The organism is Neobacillus citreus (assembly GCF_018343545.2).
GTDB classification, from domain to species: Bacteria; Bacillota; Bacilli; order Bacillales; family Cytobacillaceae; genus Neobacillus; species Neobacillus citreus.
Genome location: NZ_JAGYPE020000065.1, coordinates 1 through 19,816, shown reverse-complemented (window position 1 = coordinate 19,816; position 19,816 = coordinate 1). Strand labels below are relative to the sequence as shown.

Genomic DNA, 19,816 nt, shown 5'->3' with positions numbered 1-19,816 from the left:
GTCAATCTAAACATATTTACTGGAACCCTACAAGGCTATCTCTTAAAAATTCAGAAAAATTTTAAAAAGTGCTTGCGGACCTATTCCACACTTGCAGTCGTTCCACCATCAACCACCAATACATGACCGAATACATAGTTTGATGCTGATGATGCTAAAAATAGCGCCGGCCCCTTCATATCTTCATCGGAACCAAAACGTCCTGCGGGTGTACGATCAAGAATACTTTCACCAGAATAGCCCAAAATGGCTTTGGTCATTTTTGTTGGGAAAAACCCTGGTGCAATGGCATTCACATGGACATTATGCGGTGCCAATTTTACTGCTAAATCTTTTGTTAATGTAATGACGGCACCCTTGCTGACAGAATAACCAATGGCATCCATGACTTCAGGTTTCTGACCGCCCATACCGGCAATCGAAGCAATATTAATGATTTTTCCGGAACGCTGCTCGACCATAATTTTTCCAACAGCCTGAGAAAATAAAAACACTGCTTTCAGGTTGATATCCATTACCTTATCCCATTTATCTGCTGGCATTTCAAGTGCAGGGGCTCCCCAGCTTGTGCCGCTGTTATTAACCAAGATATCAATTGAGCCAAATTCTTTTAGCGTTTCGTCCACAACATGCTGGATATCTTCAGGATTTGATACATCACATTTAAATGCAAGTGAGCGAACACCTTTTTCCTTGAGTGCATCGCTTAATTGCTGACATGCTTCAATATCTCTTGAACAAACAACAACATTAGCACCTGCTTCTGCATACACAGTGGCAATTTGCTGTCCTAAGCCTCTGCCACCGCCTGTAACAATCGCCGTTTTTCCTTGTAAACTGAATAAATCTTGTAAACTCATCTTAAATTCCTCCTAGTTGACTATTAGGCTTTTACTTTTTGTTTTTCTTGGTCTCTTAATACTCTTCTTAGCAGTTTCCCAACTGAAGATTTTGGCAGCTCCGGAAGGATTTCTACATCTTTTGGCGCCTTATATGGTGCTAGGTTTTCCTTTCCAAACTGTTTGATTTCTTCTTCGCTAATAGAATAACCCGCTTTTAGCTTTACATAAGCCTTTACGGTTTCGCCGCGATAAGGGTCTGGAACGCCCACTACCACCACTTCTTCGATTTCTTCCAGCTGATAGAGAACCCCTTCAATTTCGGTTGGATAAACATTAAAGCCGCTTGCAATAATCATATCTTTCTTGCGGTCAACAATATAAAAGTATCCATCTTCATCCATTTTTGCCATATCGCCAGTAAACAGCCAGCCATCCTTTATTACTGCATCCGTATCTTCAGGACGATTCCAGTATCCTTTCATAACCTGCGGCCCTTTGACGATGATCTCCCCAGCCTCACCAACCGGTGCATCGACAAAGCCATCTTCTGTTTCGTGAACGATTCTGGCAATTGTACTCTGAACTGGAATGCCGATACTTCCGTGCTTTCTTGGCACAAATGGAGGACTAAAAATGACTGTTGGTGCTGCTTCAGATAAACCGTATCCATCACGCAGCTGTTTCCCTGTCCTCTTTTCAAACACTTTGGCCGCTTCTATTGGAAGTGGAGCACCACCGCAGTTCACGTAGTATAGTGAATCAAAACCAGCATCCTCTAGTCCCTCTTGGCTGTTTAATGCAAAGAACATGGTTGGAACACCTGAGAATTGGAATGGTTTTTCACGTTTGACAATCTCCATTACTTCCTTTGGATCGAAGCGCGGCAGGATAATTTGGTTGGCACCTTCTCTGATTCCGCAAAGCGCAACACTTGATAATCCATAGACATGGAACATCGGCAAAACAGTTATGATTTTAAAATCTTCTGGTTTGTCATCACATGTTTTATAAGCGAAATCACAAACCTGTGTTAAATTGGCTAAAAGATTCGTATGGGTAAGCATTACCCCTTTGGAGAGACCGGTTGTTCCACCGGTATATTGAAGCACAGCGACATCTTCTTCACGGTCAATGTCTACCTCTGGAAGACTAGCTTCCTTATCAAGGAATTCATCGAAATAAACATCACCATCTGCAAGATCAATTTTGGCACCGCCAAAATTAACAACAATCACCTTTTTTAACGAAGTATTTGACTGGACTTTTTTCACTTTTGGGTAAAGCGCATCGAGGACCACCATGTACTCTGAACCGGAGTCATTTAAAACATGTTCTATTTCTCTTTCAACATACATGGGATTAACTTGGACATTGATCCCTCCAAGGCGAAAAGTCCCGAATAAAGTAAATATGTAATGAGGTGAATTTGGCAGCATTATGGCTAAACGACTGCCTTTAACAAATCCTGCTCTATGTAAGGCTGAAGCAAATCGGTCAACAATCGTTTTGGTATCATTGAAGCTGGTTACATTTCCCAAAAACGTCATTGCCGGTTTCGTATTAAAACGATTTACCGATTTCTCCAGAAAGTGGTAAAGAGAATTATACTCAATCTGAAGATGCTCATCCAACCTTGAATCATAAACTTTAAGCCACGGCTTTTGCTGATAAACCATAAAAAACTATGCCTCCCCTTGATATTAAAGTAAAACAAAGATTGTTAGAATATTAATATAATTTTAATTATTGAAGCAAAGTTTAGATTTGTAAACCAATGCTTATCGACAAAATTCCACAAATACCAGCAAATATCCTTAAGGTACCATTGATTAAATTCATTCCATATTTAATTCATGGGTTTTTTTAAATAAAATCCCTTTTACCCAAAATAGTCCTTTGTCGAATATTGTTGGAATTTTTCCCCATTCACTCCCCGCCCAATCTATCCCCCCGCCGAAGCCAACTGAATGACACTATCTCAGGAAAACGCTTTCATTTTGAGATGAATAACAAAAAGGTGTCAGGCACCACAAAAAGACATCTGTCCTTGTTCCGTGGACAGTTTAGGTGCACGCAATCAGTCCATGAATTTGTGATTTTTAGACATGTCCTTAGGGCTATGGTCATATATTTTAATATTATGATTAAAGGAGTTGTGCTTGCGTGCCGATTACGAATGCAAATGGAATTGATCTTTATTATGAGGTTCATGGTGAAGGGGAGCCGCTTTTATTGATTATGGGGTTATCCCTTGATTCCAGGTCATGGTATAGAACTCTGCCAGCTCTAGCGGAACACTATAAAGTAATTATTTTTGATAATCGTGGTGTAGGCTTAAGCGATAAGCCCAATACCCCGTATTCTATTGAATTGATGGCAGAAGATGCACGGGCAGTCCTCGATACTGCAGGAGTTAATGTTGCACATGTTTATGGTATTTCCATGGGCGGAATGATTGCCCAAAGGCTGGCAATAAAATATCCAGAACGGATTAAATCCCTTATCCTTGGGTGTACCACTTCCGGCGGTACAAATCATGTTCAGCCAAGGGCGGATGTCTCTATGCTTATGCTGTCCAGGGCTTCGTCCACTGCGACTCCTGAGGAAATGGCATGGGCCACTGCCCCCATCCTATACAGCCAATCATTTATTGAAAATCAGCGCAATCTCGTAGCAGAGGATATTAAAGTAAGAATCGAAAGGCCGATTCTTCCATACGCATACATGCTTCAGCTCCAAGCATGCCTTGCCCACGACACTTACAGTGAACTGCAACAACTTAAAGTACCAACTCTAGTTATTCACGGCGATGAAGATCGTTTAGTCCCATATGAAAATGGCGTTACCCTGGCAGAGAATATCGAAAATGCCGAATTTCTAACAGTTAAAGGCGCAGGGCATATCTATGTTACCGAAGCCACTGAGCTAGTTAATCAAAAAGCACTGGAATTTCTAAAAAAACAATAATCCAGAAAAATGCCCTATCGATCACGACTGGGCATTTTCTGTGCAGCTAAAACTATTAAACTTTATTCCTACAAGCAAATGGAATATAAATATATTAAGCCTTCACTTTTGCAATTTCTTCATCCCGCAAAACTCTTCTAAGCAGCTTTCCAACTGATGATTTTGGCAATTCCACTAGTATTTCTACCTCTTTAGGAGCCTTATAAGGTGCCAGGTTGGCTTTTGCAAACGAAATAATCTCTTCTACAGAAATTCCACAGCCATCTTTTAGTTTAATAAACGCCTTCACCGTTTCCCCACGATAGCTATCAGGAACACCGATTACGATCGCCTCTTCTACACCCTCCAGCTTATAGAGGACTTCTTCCACCTCGCGCGGATATACATTGTAACCGCTGGCAATAATCATGTCCTTCTTCCGGTCAAGAATATAGAGATAGCCATCTTCATCCATTTTTGCAATGTCACCAGTGAACAGCCAGCCATCCTTGATTACATCTTCCGTATCTTTCGGACGGTTCCAATATCCTTTCATGACCTGAGGCCCTTTAACAATTAATTCTCCTGATTCACCAACAGGGACATCCACATATTCTCCGTCTTCAATCTCCCGGACAATTCTAACCACTGTACTTGGTACCGGTATGCCGATACTTCCATACCTTCTCGGTAAAAACGGCTGATTGAATGCAATCGTTGGAGATGCTTCAGAAAGCCCGTAGCCATCGCGGAGGGTTGAACCTGTAATATTTTCAAATGCTTTCGCCTGCTCCACTGGTAACGGCGCCCCGCCGCTGCCTGCATAATATACATCTGCAAAACCGCAATCCTTTAATGCTTCAGGCAAACTATTCAATGCAAAATACATTGTTGGAACTCCAGCAAAGATAAATGGCTTTTCCCGCTTAATGGTTTCCATAACCTCTTTTAAATCAAAGCGAGGCAGGATAATCTGGTTAGCGCCTTCGCGAATTCCGCAAAGAGCTACACTTGACAATCCATAGACGTGAAACATTGGCAGGACGGTAATCATTTTAAAAGAGTCTGGGATATCATCACAGGTACTATAAATAAAATCGCAGACCTGATTGAAATTCGCTAAAAGATTGTAGTGGGTCAGCATAACGCCTTTCGGCACACCAGTTGTTCCACCAGTATATTGCAGGACCGCCACATCCTCATGCGGGTCTATTTCCACTTCTGGGAGTTTGACATCATCTTGAAGTGCTGCTTCAAAATAATAATCCCCTTCACCGAGCTCGCCTCGGTTACCGGTTAAGTTCACTGCTACGACCCTTTTTAGCGATGTGCTCGGCTGGACCTTTTTAACCCTAGGATAGAATGAGTCCAGCACAATCATATATTTAGCACCCGAGTCCTCCAAAACGTATTCGATTTCCCTTTCGACATACATTGGATTCATTTGGACAACAATCCCGCCTAAACGAAAAACTGCAAATAAGCTGAATATATAGTGAGGGCAATTAGGAAGCATAATTGCGGCTCGGTCGCCCTTTTTAAAGCCTTCTTTATGTAATGCAGACGCGAGTCTGTCGACCATCCATTTTGTTTCCTTGAAGCTATAAACTTTCCCATAGAAAGTGAATGCTGGTTTTTCGCTAAAACGATCTACGGCACTTTCTAAAAAATCATAAAGAGACTCGTGCTTTACACTTACATGCTCTTCCACTCTAGGATCATACCATTTCAACCAAGGCTTTTGCTGATACACCATTACACATCCTCCTCAAAAATTTAATGAATGGTCATACTCCAACAGGCAATTTTCATAAAAAATACTTATTGGAATATAATTCAATTTAAATTATTGATAGGTTTGGAAAAATTGTAAACGCGATAATCTCGACACATTTCGGCATGTACCCTGTTATTTACGGACTAAACTCCCTTAATTATCTACCTCTCGAGCTGTCAACGACAGAAAGATGTCGAAATTCAGCAATTTATCAGAAGTATTTCACAAAACTTTAACAATTTTTTGTGAATAACTTTTGACAAAAAAAGGATGACCCGTTAAAAGGATCATCCTTCATTTACATTATTGTTTTAACATCTGGAAAACCTGCTCAACGTCTTTATCCCCGCGTCCTGAAAGATTTACAATTAACACATCGTCCGATGATAATTCTTTGGCCAGCTTCACTGCATGGGCAACCGCATGAGAACTTTCAAGCGCTGGAATAATGCCTTCTGTTTTACTCAAAAGTTGAAACGCTTCTAACGCTTCCTGACCGGTTGCTGTAACATACTCCGCTCTGCCGCTCTCTTTTAAATAGCTGTGTTCTGGACCAACACCTGGATAGTCCAGACCTGCCGCAATGGAATAGGTTGGCTTTGGCTCCCCTTTTTCATCGATTAGTGTCAAGCATTTAAAACCGTGGATAACAGCCGGCACCCCTTCTGTCAAGGTCGGAGCCTCTGCTGGTTCAACACCAATTAACCAGACATTTTTCTCATCGATATAGTGGGCAAATGCACCGATGGCATTGCTGCCCCCACCTGCACAGGCAATCACGGCTGTTGGGAGCTTTCCTTCTTTTTCAAGAACCTGGCGCTTTGATTCCTCACTGATAATCGCTTGGAAATGCTTCACCATGGTTGGATATGGATGCGGGCCAACTGCTGAACCAAGCAAATAAAAGGTATTTTGATAGTTTTGGACAAGGTCCCCTAAAGCCTCATCTACAGCATCCTTTAAACGCCCCTGTCCTTTGGTTACTGGAATCACCTTTGCCCCCAATAATTCCATACGGAAAACATTTAACGCTTGCCGCTCTGTGTCCAATTTTCCCATATAGATGATACATTCCATGTCAAACATCGCACAGGCGGTTGCGGTTGCTACACCATGCTGGCCAGCGCCCGTTTCTGCGATAATCCGCTTCGCTCCCATCCGTTTTGCCAGCAAAATCTGCCCAATCGCGTTATTAATTTTATGGGCCCCGGTATGATTTAAATCTTCCCGTTTCAAATAGATTTTCGCCCCGCCAATTTGTTTTGTTAAGTTTTCGGCGAATGTTAATGGATTTTCTCTTCCAATGTACTCCCTGAGATAATAATTATATTCTTCAATGAATTCGGGGTCATCCTTGTATTTTAAAAATTGCTGTTCCAATTTGTTTAGAACTCCTTGTAAATCCTCTGGAACAAAACTGCCTCCGAATTCGCCAAAATACCCTTTGCTTGCTACGCTCAAATTTTCCATACTCATCTCAACTCGTCTCCTTCAAAAACAATTTATAAGCAAAACAATAACTGAATATTAAAATATTATCACTATTTTAATATTCTGCCAATAATCAGCTTTAGGCCTGTGAGGTAAGCGGATGTTTAAATGCATTTGGCAATGAAACACCTGTAAGATTTTTGATAAATAAAACATTACTGGATTTATCAACCTTAGTCTTAAGCGGCAGCACGTCATCCTCAGGCTGGAAGTGAAAAACAATTTTTACAGTATTCTTATTAACAAGTTTCCTTAAGATCGTTATTAATTCTACTTTCTCCTTACTAATAACATCATAAAGATGGAGCGTATCCTCCTCATGCTGCATGATGACCACAGCCTGCTCATCCTGGGCATAGTAGAGGTCTTGGTTAAAGACCATCAAACAATAAAACATTAGCAGCTCCTCTGTTCCGTGTGTCCCAAAGGCAGCTGACCCTGATAGCCGATCAGCTGCCAATCTATAAATAAATGCTAAATCTTCAACGTTTCTCCCATTTAATTTTCGTATGCCGGTTTCGCCTTTTGCCTCGAACGAACGATCCATTGAAAATTGGAGTTCTTCATATTCTTTAAAACCAAACTTTGGGTAAAAATCTAGCACAGATTGATTAGCGAATAAATACATTAAATCTATATCCTTATAATCTTCCAAAACCTGATCCATCAGTTTTTTGGACAAACCTTGATTTCGATAATCGGGATGCGTCATAACTGTACCGATTTGGACAGACTGTTTTTTTTCGTTATCAATGATTAAATCCACAAGATTTACTGATACATTTGCTACGACTCTACCATATTCAATATACGAATATGGTATATATTTTTCTGTCCAGAAGCCATGCTGATACCAAACTTCGAAGTCAATGCCAAAGATGGAGGAAGCTAATTCATTAAAACTTTTTCTTAAGAGTTCGTTTTCTTGATAGCCCTTTGCGAATACCAATTCTTTCATGCGGACACCATCCTTCCTGGAAACCAAACCACATTATACCATTTCATATAATAGATGAATCCTTAAAAATATTAAAGGATTTTCGAAAATGATATAGAAGAGGTAAATGTTGGTTTATTTTTCATCCAAAAAGTCTATTTAGGAGGAACGAAAAATGCGTAACGAAGAGATGCTGCTTATCCCCGGCCCGACACCTGTCGTTGATTCCATTTATGATGCGCTGGCACAGGAAACCCGGGGTCATACTGACCCAAGATTTGTAAAAATATTTAAGAGTGCTATTGAAAAAACAAGAGAGATGTTTAAAACAGACGGGGAAGTGTTTGTTGTTTCCGGGTCCGGAACCCTCGCGATGGAAATGGCCCTTGTAAATACAGTGGCTGCAGGAGAGAAAATACTTGTCATCAGTCAAGGCTACTTTGGTGACCGCTTTATCCATTTAGGAAAAGCATTTGGAATTGAGGTTGACGTCATTCAGTCAGAATGGGGCAGTCAGGTTCAGACAAAGGAAGTAGAGGAAAAATTAACTGCCGGGAATTACAAAGCTGTTACCATCACCCATGCCGATACTTCAACAGGTGTCGCTGCAAACTTGGATGCACTTGTGCCCCTTATAAAAAAACACGGGGCATTGGTTATTCTCGATGGTGTTTGCGCCACTGCGGCGATGGAAGAAGATATGAGCAAGGCATACGGCCATCCGGATTATAAAATCGATGTTGTGTTAACAGGATCGCAGAAAGCAATCGGTGTACCCCCAGGACTGGCAGTTATCGCCTTTAACCAATCGGCATTGGCCGCACGTGAAAAAATCGGGCGTGTACCAGCCTACTATTGTGACATTCATAATTGGATCCCAATTATGAATGATCCTGGCAAATACTTTGCAACACCGCCGGTAAACCTCATTTATGCCTACGACGAGGGAATGAAATTGGTGCTTGCTGAAGGGATGGAAAATCGCTATAAACGTCACGAAGCTTACGGACGAGCAGTCCGGTCCGCTCTCGCCGAATATGGCATGAAGGCAATCGCCGATGAGGATGTCGCTGCCGCTACTCTTAGCTGTATTCTGTACCCAGAAGGCTTGAATGATGCCGCCTTCCGCGCTGCCCTTGCCGAAAAAGGTGTCATTGTCGCCGGTGCGCTTGCGCATTTAGCAGGAAAGGCGTTCCGAATCGGCCATATGGGCAACACCACAAATGAAATGCTTGAGAAAGCAATTGTGTTAATCGGGGAAACAATGAAGGAAATGGGCTTTTCAGTAAATCCGGAAAAGGCAGCTGTAATTTTCCAGCAGTGCCTGACGCCATTGAAAATGTAATGCAGAAAGACCTGTCCCAAAATAAGGACAGGTCTTTTTAGCTTAGCTTATTTCCGCTTAATGATATAGCTTAGAAAGGCATTTAAGAGGTTGGATTTATTCTAATATAAATTAAGGCACAATATTCCCTGCTGCTTTATAAATTTGATACCATTCTTCTCTAGTTAATTTGATTTCAGATCCCATGCAGGCATCGTGCATTCGACCTGGATTGGTTGTTCCGAGTACGACCTGGATGTTGGCCGGATGGCGGGTAATCCAAGCAACCGCAATCGCAGTGTTGGTGACACCGTATTTTTCAGCAATTCCGTCAATAGTTTTGTTCAATTCAGGAAAACGTTCCAAATCCCCAAGGAATGAACCTTCAAAAAAGCCGTGCTGAAATGGGGACCATGCTTGAATGGTTAAATCGTTCAAACGGCAGTATTCTAAAATGCTACTATCACGATTAATAGCCTGATCAATTTTCATATTTAAGGAAATTCCCGAGTCAATCATCGGAGTATGGGCGATGCTAAACTGGAGCTGGTTGATCACCAGTTTAAATGGTATGTATTTTTGCAGCAGTTCAATTTGGGACGGATTGTGGTTCGACACACCAAAATATTTTACCTTTCCGCTTGTATGAAGCTGTTCAAAAGCTTCAGCAACTTCCTCAGGCTCCATTAGCGGGTCAGGGCGGTGCAGAAGGAGAATATCAAGATAGTCCGTTTTTAAACGTGTTAAGATACCTTCAACAGAATTCAGGATATGATCCTTTGAAAAATCAAAAAAGCCTTCCGGCAAACGGATCCCACATTTGCTCTGCAAAATCATGTTTTCACGAATTTGGGAATTCATTTGAATGGCGTCAGAAAATATTTCTTCGCATTTACCTCTTCCGTAAATATCGGCATGGTCAAAGAAATTGATCCCTTCTTCCAAAGCCGTACGGATTAACTTTTCTGCCTCTGGCACCGATAACGAGGTTAACCGCATATTGCCCATAATCATGTTTGAAGCTTTTAAATCGGTATTGGCAATGTTTATATATTTCACACTCTATTCCTTCTTTCATTGTCTTTTCCCTCTTACATATTAAATGAAAACTCGCCGATTGGCGAGGCCGTTAGGACGGTTCATGAGGCGTAGTTAAATTTCTTATTAAAAAAGCCATTGTAAAAAAACAATGGCTTTAATGAAGCATTCATACTATTTCTTTAACCGAGAAATCATATTCATAACATATTCGGTATAATTGTTCAATTTCCCACTGTGTGGGGACTTTTGGATTATTGGCTGGACTGCCGCTATCTAATGCATCCTTGGCCATTTTACTGATGGCGCCGGTAAATTTATGTCTGTCGATTCCCCACTCCATTAAATTCGGTATTTTTAAAGCAGAACATAGCTGCTTGACCGATTCTACTGCAAATTTCGCCCTTTCTTCTTTTGAACGATTGGAATGGTTGGGGGCAAAGATATCCCCTAAATCGGATAGCCTGTCAATGCAGGAATCCATACTAAATTCAAGTACAGCCGGAAGCAGCATGGCATTGGAATACCCATGCGGAACATGAAACAGCGCCCCAATCGGCCTCGACATTCCATGTACCAGACATACAGACGCATTGGAAAACGCCATTCCTGCCTGAAGGGCGCCAAGCGACATGGCTTCCCTTGCTTCAAGGTTTTCTCCATTCGTATAAGCTTGATAAAGATTTTGGACAATGAGTTCCATGGCTGATAATGCCAGCGAATCTGTCATAGGATGCCCTTTTTTGGAAAGATATGCTTCAATGGCATGGCTTAATGCATCCACGCCTGTTGCGGCAGTTACATGCTGCGGTGAGGAAATGGTTAAGAGCGGGTCGACTATAGCTATTGAAGGCATGAACGCCAGTTGTTTGACCATGATTTTTACATTCGTGGAAGGGTCGGTAATGACCGTGACATCAGTCGCTTCTGAACCTGTTCCGGCTGTGGTAGGAATCGCGATATGCGGGATTGGCATCGCTTCGGCAATCTTTCTGCCGCCTGCATAGTCACCAATATCCCCTCCGTTTGTTACTAATACAGCAACTGCTTTGGCGGTATCGATACAACTGCCGCCGCCAATGGATATAAGTAAATTACACTTTTCCAAACTGAACTGCTCAAGTGCTTCAGAAACATAGTTGACTGTCGGTTCAGAGTCTACGCCTAGAAATACACGGCTTTGAACACCATGATTTGCTAATAACTGTTTGCATTTATCAACAACCCCAAGGTGATTCATGACTTTGTCTGAAATAATTAACGCTCTATCCCCTAATCCTGCTCCTTCCACTCCTACTTGGTTAAATGCCTGTTTTCCATAAACGATACTTTGTGGAGTCCTAAAATAAACAATATCCCTCATCAAAAAAATCCCCCTTCCTATGTAAACGATTACATAATAACAAAAGGAGAAAAAGAATTGTGTTGAAACTTGTTATATTCACTCAATTTTTTTAAAACCTTTTGAGCCTAAGCACCAATAAAAAATTATTGAACCGTACCTAATTGTCTGTCATATTCCATGATAATCCGGGACAAACTGATTAGTACGATATATGTTTACTTTAAAAATGAGCATTTAGTCCTAAAGGTATATCCTTGGAAGGGGAAGTTGGCTTGTCAAATCCAATTGAAAAGTTATTTTGGAGCATTGCCCTTCCGGGGTTTGGGCAATTATTAAATAAAAAATATCTTAAAGGTTTCTTGTTTGTTTTTTTAGAAATTCTGGTGAATACACAAGCAAATTTCAATACAATCATTATGCTAAGCTTTCATGGAGAGATTGAAAAGGCAATTGCTTTAACTGATTATCAGTGGCTTATGTTTTATCCTTGCTTATATTTCTTTGCAATGTGGGATGCGTTTAAGGATGGAGGCGGAGGCAGTGAAAGATATTCCTTCCTTCCGTTTGTATTTGCCGCTTATTTTGTCACGGTCGGCTGTATTTATTCCCCGAAATTAAAAATCTTTGGTATCTTGTTTGGACCAGTCTGGCTGCCGATGTTGTTTGTCATTCCAGGCGTAGCAATAGGAATAATTATAAAAGTAATTATTAAAAAGTTCACTGAACCAAAAAAGCAGGCTTTTGATTAAAGTTTGCTTTTTTAATATTTATTTTTTCACCATTCCTAAGACAAATAAAAATCCTAACATCAGCAGATGTTAGGATTTATGATGACCTGTGAGGGGTTCGAACCCCCGACCTCAACCCTGTCAAGGTTGCGCTCTCCCAGCTGAGCTAACAGATCAATATTTAAGCTACAAATATTATTATAGTAAAAAAAACAAAAAAGTCAATAACAATTTTTCATTAAATACCCCTCTAAAAAAATAGAACACACATTCCTCTTTTTATTGATTAAAGAACTAATGTTCGGTTATAATAATTTATAGAAAGGAGGAGTTTTAAAATGGATGGCCTGTTTATTCGTTCCATCGAAGAAAATATTCCTTTGGAGATGATTTATCTTGCCGAAAACCAGAAAATTACCCAGCGAAGTTTAATAATTAAAGAGGTAACTGACGAATACATTCGCGCCTACTGCCTGCTGCGGAAACAAATCCGTACCTTTAAACGGGACAATATTCTTTCCATCATGCCTGATCAGCATCATAAAAGCCGTTACCTGCATTAATCCTCAACCTAGCCCCCTTATCCTTACACACATTTCTGCATTTCCACTTTCATTATGGTAAAATTCTTTTTGTAAAACAGTTGAACTCGGGGGGATTTTTCAAAATGGATTATCCAAGAGGTACCATTACAGAACAAACATTTTACAGCAATGAACTTGGAGAAGAAATGCAGCTGCTCATTTACCTTCCAGCCAATTTCTCACCGCTATATAAATACTCGCTGCTGATTGCTCAGGATGGCCGTGATTATTTTCAGCTTGGCCGAATTGGTCGAGTGGCAGACGAGTATCTTTCTATAAAAGAAATGGAAAATTTAATTATTGTTGGGGTACCCTATAAGAATGTAAAGGACCGCCGCAGAAAATATCATCCTGCCGGAGACCAAAACCGGCAATACATACGCTTCCTTGCTCATGAATTAGTCCCCTTTTTGGACAGTGAATATCCAACGTACCAAGTTGGGACAACTAGAGCACTTATAGGGGACTCGCTTGGTGCAGCGGTTTCCCTAATGACTGCATTGCAATACCCGCATACATTTGGGAAAGTGCTGCTTCAATCTCCCTATGTGGACGAGATTGTGTTAGAAGCTGCCAAGCATTATACAGAGCCGTTATCACTGGAAATTTATCATGTCATAGGAAAACTCGAAACCGAAGTGAAAACAACAGATGGAAAAACCAGCGATTTTCTGACACCCAATCGGGAGCTTTCAAAAGTCCTTTCCAAAAAGCCTTTTAGTTATTTTTATGATGAATTTAATGGGAATCACACTTGGACCTATTGGCAGCCAGACTTACGACGTGCACTTAAAATGATGTTCTAGTAAGCCATTTGGATTATTTATTATATTTAGAAAATTTGTTATAATAATAAATACCCATTTTTACTCGCTATTTTCCTTGTCATTCCTTGACTTATGATAGAACCCACTACTTAAAACGGAGGTACCGCTATGAAATTTGGAGTTGTTATTTTTCCATCGAAAAAGCTTCAAGACCTTGCAAATTCTTATCGCAAGCGCTATGATTCGCATTATGCTTTAATCACACCGCATTTGACATTAAAAAATGCCTTTGAAGCAACTGAGGAAGATGTGAAAGAATTTGCCGATAATCTGCGGAAAATTGCCGGCAACACACAGCCTTTCACCTTAAAAACTACTAAAGTGAGTTCTTTTCATCCGGTTAACAATGTTATTTACTTTAAAGTTGAGCCGACAGAAGAACTAACTTCCTTACATGCAGAAGTTAATAAAGAATTTAGCGAACAAAATCCGGAATACGCATTTGTTCCCCATATTACGATCGGCCAGAATCTATCCAATGATGAACACTCCGATGTTTACGGGTCGCTGCGTATGAAAAGAATTGACCACGAAGAAACGATTGACCGTTTCCATCTCCTCTACCAGCTGGATAACGGCTCTTGGACAGTTTCTGAAACATTTCGGTTTGGAAAGGAATAGTTCTAAGTGACAGTAAAAGTTGTTGAAAACCCAAAAGAACTCGAGGACGCCTACACAGTTCGGAAAATAGTTTTTGTAGATGAACAAAACGTCCCCTTTGAAGAGGAAATTGATCAATTTGAAAATGATGCCACTCATTTTGTGTTGTATCATGAAGGCAGTCCAGTAGGGGCCGGACGATTCCGCAATGTTGAGGGCTATGGAAAGGTTGAACGAATTTGCGTCCTCAAAGAGGCTAGAAACATTGGTGCCGGTAAAGCCATTATGGAGACAATCGAATCCCATGCCCGGGAAAAAGACTTCCGAAAGCTAAAACTTAACGCCCAGACGCAGGCCATCCCCTTTTACGAAAAATTGGGCTACGAGGTAGTCTCAGAGGAATTCATGGATGCCGGAATTCCTCACAAAACAATGGTAAAGAATTTATAGAAATATGCACTTGCCAATATTAAAGTTGGCAGGTGCTTTTTATTGGTTTTCTTCAAAACTTCTTTCCCGCCATTCCAGGTTTTGATATGATAGAACATGTCTTATTTCAAAATAGAGGGTTATAAAAATGAAAACAGCAGTTTATCGAAATCGGAAGATTGTGATTGACGAGCTCAATCGTGAGGAATTCCAGTCTATTTACATCGCCGGCAAAAGAGGCGAACTATCTTGTCCTACTTGTAAAGAAAAGGTGCAGCTGTATCTGGGAATCCTAAGTGACCCCCATTTTTTCCACCATTCTTTACCGGAAAAGAGATGTCCGGTACCAGGAAGACTTGACACAGGGCTTCAGCCACAAACAGAAAATCACTATATTGAACGAAACGGGTTTAGAATTCCCCAGGGCAGAACCATTACAGAAGAAAATTCTGCTCCTGTAAAATTTAAAACAGCAAAACCTATCGAATATAAAGTTCCGTTTAAGCAAACACAGACAAATTCTCCAGGAAGCCTTCCCCCCTATTTGCAGCAGCTATCAGCAAATGGAGTTATTTTAGATGATAGTCAGACGAAAGCAGTAATAGATACGGAAGGCCCCTTATTAGTGCTTGCCGGTGCCGGAAGCGGCAAAACAAGAGTGCTGACTTGCCGGACCGCGTTCATGCTCGAGGCTAAACAAATCGATCCTCGAACCATCATGTTGGTTACATTCACCACCAAAGCAGCAGCTGAAATGAAAAATCGCCTTCTTTCCTATCCAAATATGAAGCGTGAAAAAATCCAGCAGCTCATAACCGGCACGTTCCACAGTATCTTTTACCGGATTCTCATGTTCCATGATGCCGCCAGTTGGTCCTCTGACAAGCTGTTAAAAAAAGAGTGGCAGCGGGATAGAATTTTGAAAGAGGCCGGTAAAGAACTCGATTTGTCCGAAAAGGAATTTGCTTATGATCTAGCACTGCAGCAAATTGGACTATGGAAAAATACGATGCTTCTCCCCGCAGAGGTCAGACCGGCATCAGAATGGGAAGAAAAAACCGCAATTTTATATAAAAAATATGAGGATTACAAAAACCGTGAAAGTTTGTTTGATTTTGATGACATGCTAATCGGCTGCTATCAGCTGTTGAAAACCACTCCTGCCATATTGGAGTATTATCAAGACCGATTTCAATATTTTTTAATCGATGAGTTCCAGGACATCAACAAGGTTCAATATGAATTGATTAAACTACTATCGAATAAGCACAAAAATGTTTGTGCTGTTGGTGACGATGACCAGGCCATTTACTCCTTCAGAGGAAGCGACCCAAATTTTCTGCTTGAATTTGAAATGGACTTCCATTCATCAAAGACTGTAACGCTTGAACAAAATTACCGTTCATCTCATGAGATTGTTTCGGCCGCCAATCAAGTAATTTCTGCTAATAAATTGAGAAAAGCAAAAAAAATGCAGGCGCAATTTTCTAGCGTTGAAATGCCACTTATCTTTTTCCCTTTTGACGAAGAGGAAGAAGCCACTATGATTGTCACTGATATTTCTGAGCGGATTGCAAACGGAGCAAATCCCGCTGATTTTGCGATTTTGTATCGGACCAATGCTGCTTCAAGGGCCGTGTTTGAACGGCTGGCGCGTTCGAATCTTCCTTTTAAAATCGACATGGACGCTGAAGCCTTTTATGACCGTTATATCATTAGATGCGCCCTAGCCTTTTTAAAGGTCAGCTTAAATGAAGAAGATCCAAACAGCATGACAGAAATTTTGCCATTATTATTTTTAAAACAATCGGCCCTGAAGGACATGAAAGCACTTAGTATCCTTCAGGACTGCAGTCTCCTTGAGGCACTGATGCATTTAAAAACATCCCATGCCTTTCAGGAAAAAAAATTAAAAAAGGCAGTACCGCTGATTCGCGCCCTTAAAACCTTGACACCGGCAAAAGCGATTGAAAAGATTGAAAAGGAAATAGGCTTCCTGGATTTTCTTAAAAAACGCGGCAACGAGGCAAATCAAATCGAAAAAGGATCAGATGATTTGAAGGATTTAAAAGTGGCGGCAAAGAGCTTTGACACGATCGACGTTTTTTTAGAACATGCTGAACATATGGCAGCGATGAATAAGGAAATAAAAAATTTAAGCAAACATTTTCGCGATGCTATCACCTTAAGCACCATTCACAGGGCTAAGGGACTTGAGTATAAATATGTATATTTGCTTGGCGCAGTCGACGGCAGCCTCCCGCACGACTACGCATTGGAAACAAGTCGAAACGGGGACTTTTCCGGACTCGAAGAAGAACGAAGGCTGTTTTATGTTGCTATGACCCGGGCTCAAGAAGGTCTATATTTATCTATTCCGGACAATCGAAGAGGAAAAAAAGCCAACCGTTCCAGATTTCTCGCACCACTTTTAAAAATAAGCAAAAAGGCCAAATTCCAATAAGGAAAGCGGCCTTTTTTCTTATTTCTTATTCATCATGTTTGAAATGGTATTGAAATCAAGACTTTTTCCATCTTTAATGATGGTATTGCAAATCTGATCTTCTAATTCCTTACTAATCGGCTTGTTTGCAAGCTGAGATACTTTGCGAATGACTCCACGGACTGTCTTTTCGTCTTTAAAGTTGGCATTCTGAAGAGAATTAGCCAAATCAAAAATATCTTTCATATTTACGCCAGTTTTTTTCTCTATATTTTTAAAGAAACCATTATCCATGATCAAAATTCACACTCCTTCATAAACTACTTTATTGTATGAAGGAATGAAAAAATGGTGAAAAAAGAAAAGGATAGCCAAAAAATGGCCATCCTTTCCTATAGTCCATTCACCTATTAATACCAGCTAGCACCTACAATGATTAATAGAATGAATAGTACGACGATTAGTACGAAGCTGCCGCCGTAGCCAAAACCACCACCGTAGCCGTAGCCGTAACCTCCACAACCCCACATAGATAGATTCACCTCTCTTTAGTAATCTCATTAATACAATATGAAATCACTAAAAAAGTGTATAGGCACGAATAAGCTATTCATCCATTTAAGAAAAAAATCAGCATTTACCCTTTTGGCTTAAATACGAGTGCTCCAATAAATCCAAAAATAATCGCGGCTGACACTCCTGAACTGGTCACCTGAAACATCCCGGTTAACACGCCTATTAGCCCATGGTTGTTGGCATCATCAAGCGCTCCGTGAACCAATGCATTTCCAAAGCTGGTTATCGGAATGGTCGCGCCTGCTCCGGCAAAATTAATAAGTGGCTCATACAACCCAAATCCCGCTAAAATCGCCCCGGCTACAACCAATAAGCTTAACGTATGGCCTGGTGTAAGCTTGGCAACATCAAATAATAGCTGGCCAATGACACAAATCAATCCGCCTATGACAAAGGCCCAAAAAAACATCGCTAACATAATCGTCACCCCTTTAATTGTTCATTTCTATGCCAACTGCATGGGCAATACATGGAATCGATTCATTTTGTTGAAAGGTGAGCGGGGATAACAATGCACCGGTAGCAACAAGCAAAATCCGTCTGTATGTACCCTTCCTCATTTCATTCAGTAAATGTCCATACAATACTGTCGCTGAACATCCTGCTCCGCTTGCTCCGGATTGAACGGGCTGGTCATCCTTATAGATGAGGATCCCGCAATCCTGAAATTGCTTTCTTTCAAGCTTAAGTCCGCTTTTGTTAATTAATTCAAAAGCAGCGTCATGGCCGACTCTCCCCAAGTCTCCAGTAATAATTAGGTCATAATAAGATGGATCAAGGTCAAGATCCCGAAAATGGGCCATAATCGTATCTGCTGCTGCAGGAGCCATTGCACCTCCCATATTGAACGGGTCTGTCAAACCCATATCAATTACCTTTCCAATGGTTGCAGATATTGTGACAGGGTTTTTCTTCCCCGGTTCGTTTGGCTGAATGATTCCAACACCAGCCCCTGTAACCGTCCATTGAGCCGTCGGAGGCTTTTGGCTGCCGTATTCTGTTGGATAGCGAAACTGTTTTTCAACCGCGGCATTGTGGCTAGATGCTCCCGTCACCACATTTTGTGCTCCCTGATAATTGACAATAAATGAGGCTAGCGCTAAGCCTTCCATGGAAGTGGAACAAGCCCCAAATAAACCGAAATAGGGAATCTGCATAGTCCTTGCTGTAAAGCTAGTTGGCGTTATTTGATTAATTAAATCACCGGCAATTAAAAATTGAATTTTTTCTTTCTCAATATTTGCTTTATCCAGTGCAATTTTTATCGCTTCTTCAAGCAAGATTCGATGGGCTTTTTCATAGGACTCCTGGCCCATCCATAGGTCTTCATACAATAAATCGAAGTCATTTGCCAAGTTTCCGTTAGCCTCAAAGGGGCCCCCTGTTACCCCAGTCGCCGATATCATCGGTTTATTTTGAAAGACCCACGATTGATGTCCTTTTAGCAATTACAAAACCCCCCAAATGCTTAAAACCGTTCTAATCAGCGCTACCACAAAGGCTGCAAATACACCAAAAAGAAGAACTGAGCCTGCAAGCTTAAACATATTGCCGCCAACCCCTAACACAAACCCCTCTGTGCGATGTTCAATGGCTGCGGAGATAACGGCGTTGCCAAAACCCGTGACCGGAACTGCACTCCCCGCCCCGGCAAACTGCCCCAGCCGATCATAAACACCGAAGCCGGTCAAGAGCATGGAGAGAAACACCATTGTGGCCACCGTTGGATTCCCGACACTTTGTTCCGTAAAATTAAAAAAGTAAATGTAAAAATAACTGATGGCCTGGCCAATTGCGCATATCAGTCCGCCAACAAAAAAAGCCCTGATACAATTTTTTAAAACTGGCCGTTTCTTTTCGTGCTTTTGTTGAAGCTGCTGGTATTTTTGCTGCTCGGGTGTCATATTTTTCTGTTTGCTTGCCATCATT

The 19,816-nt window shown here is 41.1% G+C and carries 20 protein-coding genes and 1 tRNA gene; 8 read left to right on the top strand and 13 right to left on the bottom strand.

Translation table 11 applies throughout. The features are described from left to right. Window positions 1–80 precede the first annotated feature (80 nt). Together KHB02_RS24720 and KHB02_RS24715 are read right to left on the bottom strand one after the other, a co-directional pair. The gene (locus KHB02_RS24720; protein WP_213140967.1) at window positions 81–860 is read right to left on the bottom strand and encodes an SDR family oxidoreductase; all 780 of its coding nucleotides are present in this window, start codon (window positions 858–860) and stop codon (window positions 81–83) included. A gap of 23 nt (window positions 861–883) precedes the next feature. Beyond that, complete coding sequence (locus tag KHB02_RS24715) at window positions 884–2,518, bottom strand: long-chain-fatty-acid--CoA ligase (RefSeq protein ID WP_213140968.1); 1,635 nt, start codon at window positions 2,516–2,518, stop codon at window positions 884–886. 487 nt (window positions 2,519–3,005) lie between these two features. On the opposite strand from KHB02_RS24715, the gene KHB02_RS24710 reads away from it, so the two are divergent. Beyond that, complete coding sequence (locus KHB02_RS24710; protein ID WP_213140969.1) at window positions 3,006–3,809, top strand: alpha/beta fold hydrolase; 804 nt, start codon at window positions 3,006–3,008, stop codon at window positions 3,807–3,809. A 94-nt stretch (window positions 3,810–3,903) separates the two neighbouring features. Here KHB02_RS24710 and KHB02_RS24705 read toward each other — a convergent pair whose 3' ends face one another. The 3 genes from KHB02_RS24705 to KHB02_RS24695 form a co-directional block, all read right to left on the bottom strand. Then, a complete protein-coding gene (locus KHB02_RS24705) occupies window positions 3,904–5,544 on the bottom strand; it encodes a long-chain-fatty-acid--CoA ligase (protein ID WP_213140970.1) in 1,641 nt (546 codons plus the stop codon). Between the two features lie 324 nt (window positions 5,545–5,868). Beyond that, window positions 5,869–7,035 carry a tryptophan synthase subunit beta gene (gene trpB / locus KHB02_RS24700; RefSeq protein WP_213141318.1) on the bottom strand — a complete coding sequence of 389 codons (1,167 nt, stop codon included), beginning with the start codon at window positions 7,033–7,035 and terminating at the stop codon, window positions 5,869–5,871. Between the two features lie 100 nt (window positions 7,036–7,135). Further along, the gene (locus KHB02_RS24695) at window positions 7,136–8,014 is read right to left on the bottom strand and encodes a GNAT family N-acetyltransferase (RefSeq protein ID WP_213140971.1); all 879 of its coding nucleotides are present in this window, start codon (window positions 8,012–8,014) and stop codon (window positions 7,136–7,138) included. A gap of 154 nt (window positions 8,015–8,168) precedes the next feature. Here KHB02_RS24695 and KHB02_RS24690 point away from each other — a divergent pair, with 154 nt between their 5' ends. Beyond that, a complete protein-coding gene (locus KHB02_RS24690; RefSeq protein ID WP_213140972.1) occupies window positions 8,169–9,338 on the top strand; it encodes a pyridoxal-phosphate-dependent aminotransferase family protein in 1,170 nt (389 codons plus the stop codon). A 111-nt stretch (window positions 9,339–9,449) separates the two neighbouring features. Here the strand turns inward: KHB02_RS24690 and KHB02_RS24685 are convergent, their stop codons facing one another. Next, window positions 9,450–10,376: an aldo/keto reductase gene (locus KHB02_RS24685; protein ID WP_213140973.1), complete on the bottom strand. Its 927-nt coding sequence runs from the start codon at window positions 10,374–10,376 to the stop codon at window positions 9,450–9,452. A gap of 148 nt (window positions 10,377–10,524) precedes the next feature. Further along, on the bottom strand, window positions 10,525–11,718 hold the full coding sequence (locus KHB02_RS24680; protein WP_213140974.1) for an iron-containing alcohol dehydrogenase: 1,194 nt from the start codon (window positions 11,716–11,718) through the stop codon (window positions 10,525–10,527). 254 nt (window positions 11,719–11,972) lie between these two features. On the opposite strand from KHB02_RS24680, the gene KHB02_RS24675 reads away from it, so the two are divergent. Then, window positions 11,973–12,449: a hypothetical protein gene (locus tag KHB02_RS24675; protein ID WP_213140975.1), complete on the top strand. Its 477-nt coding sequence runs from the start codon at window positions 11,973–11,975 to the stop codon at window positions 12,447–12,449. An 82-nt stretch (window positions 12,450–12,531) separates the two neighbouring features. Here the strand turns inward: KHB02_RS24675 and KHB02_RS24670 are convergent. Next, window positions 12,532–12,604: transfer RNA gene (locus KHB02_RS24670), tRNA-Val, on the bottom strand. Window positions 12,605–12,766: 162 nt separating this feature from the next. Between KHB02_RS24670 and KHB02_RS24665 the strand changes: the two genes are divergently transcribed. From KHB02_RS24665 to KHB02_RS24645, 5 genes are all read left to right on the top strand, one after another. Beyond that, window positions 12,767–12,991: a hypothetical protein gene (locus KHB02_RS24665; protein ID WP_213140976.1), complete on the top strand. Its 225-nt coding sequence runs from the start codon at window positions 12,767–12,769 to the stop codon at window positions 12,989–12,991. A 104-nt stretch (window positions 12,992–13,095) separates the two neighbouring features. Next, window positions 13,096–13,818 carry an alpha/beta hydrolase gene (locus KHB02_RS24660; protein ID WP_213140977.1) on the top strand — a complete coding sequence of 241 codons (723 nt, stop codon included), beginning with the start codon at window positions 13,096–13,098 and terminating at the stop codon, window positions 13,816–13,818. 129 nt (window positions 13,819–13,947) lie between these two features. Continuing rightward, window positions 13,948–14,460, top strand: a complete 513-nt coding sequence (locus KHB02_RS24655) for a YjcG family protein (protein ID WP_213140978.1) — start codon at window positions 13,948–13,950, stop codon at window positions 14,458–14,460. Between the two features lie 6 nt (window positions 14,461–14,466). Then, window positions 14,467–14,889, top strand: coding sequence for a GNAT family N-acetyltransferase (locus tag KHB02_RS24650; protein ID WP_213140979.1), 423 nt, complete (start codon window positions 14,467–14,469; stop codon window positions 14,887–14,889). A gap of 127 nt (window positions 14,890–15,016) precedes the next feature. Continuing rightward, window positions 15,017–17,332, top strand: a complete 2,316-nt coding sequence (locus KHB02_RS24645; RefSeq protein WP_213140980.1) for a UvrD-helicase domain-containing protein — start codon at window positions 15,017–15,019, stop codon at window positions 17,330–17,332. A gap of 18 nt (window positions 17,333–17,350) precedes the next feature. Here the strand turns inward: KHB02_RS24645 and spoVIF are convergent, their stop codons facing one another. The 5 genes from spoVIF to spoVAC all read right to left on the bottom strand — a co-directional run bounded on the left by spoVIF (window position 17,351) and on the right by spoVAC (window position 19,815). After that, window positions 17,351–17,605 (bottom strand): sporulation-specific transcription regulator SpoVIF, encoded by a 255-nt coding sequence (gene spoVIF, locus KHB02_RS24640; RefSeq protein WP_213140981.1) that lies wholly within the window; start codon window positions 17,603–17,605, stop codon window positions 17,351–17,353. A gap of 116 nt (window positions 17,606–17,721) precedes the next feature. After that, the gene (locus tag KHB02_RS24635) at window positions 17,722–17,841 is read right to left on the bottom strand and encodes a YjcZ family sporulation protein (RefSeq protein ID WP_213140982.1); all 120 of its coding nucleotides are present in this window, start codon (window positions 17,839–17,841) and stop codon (window positions 17,722–17,724) included. A 107-nt stretch (window positions 17,842–17,948) separates the two neighbouring features. Continuing rightward, window positions 17,949–18,305 carry a stage V sporulation protein AE gene (gene spoVAE / locus KHB02_RS24630; protein ID WP_213116586.1) on the bottom strand — a complete coding sequence of 119 codons (357 nt, stop codon included), beginning with the start codon at window positions 18,303–18,305 and terminating at the stop codon, window positions 17,949–17,951. A 13-nt stretch (window positions 18,306–18,318) separates the two neighbouring features. After that, a complete protein-coding gene (gene spoVAD / locus KHB02_RS24625) occupies window positions 18,319–19,335 on the bottom strand; it encodes a stage V sporulation protein AD (protein ID WP_213140983.1) in 1,017 nt (338 codons plus the stop codon). Beyond that, on the bottom strand, window positions 19,336–19,815 hold the full coding sequence (gene spoVAC / locus KHB02_RS24620) for a stage V sporulation protein AC (protein WP_213140984.1): 480 nt from the start codon (window positions 19,813–19,815) through the stop codon (window positions 19,336–19,338). Window position 19,816: the final 1 nt, after the last annotated feature.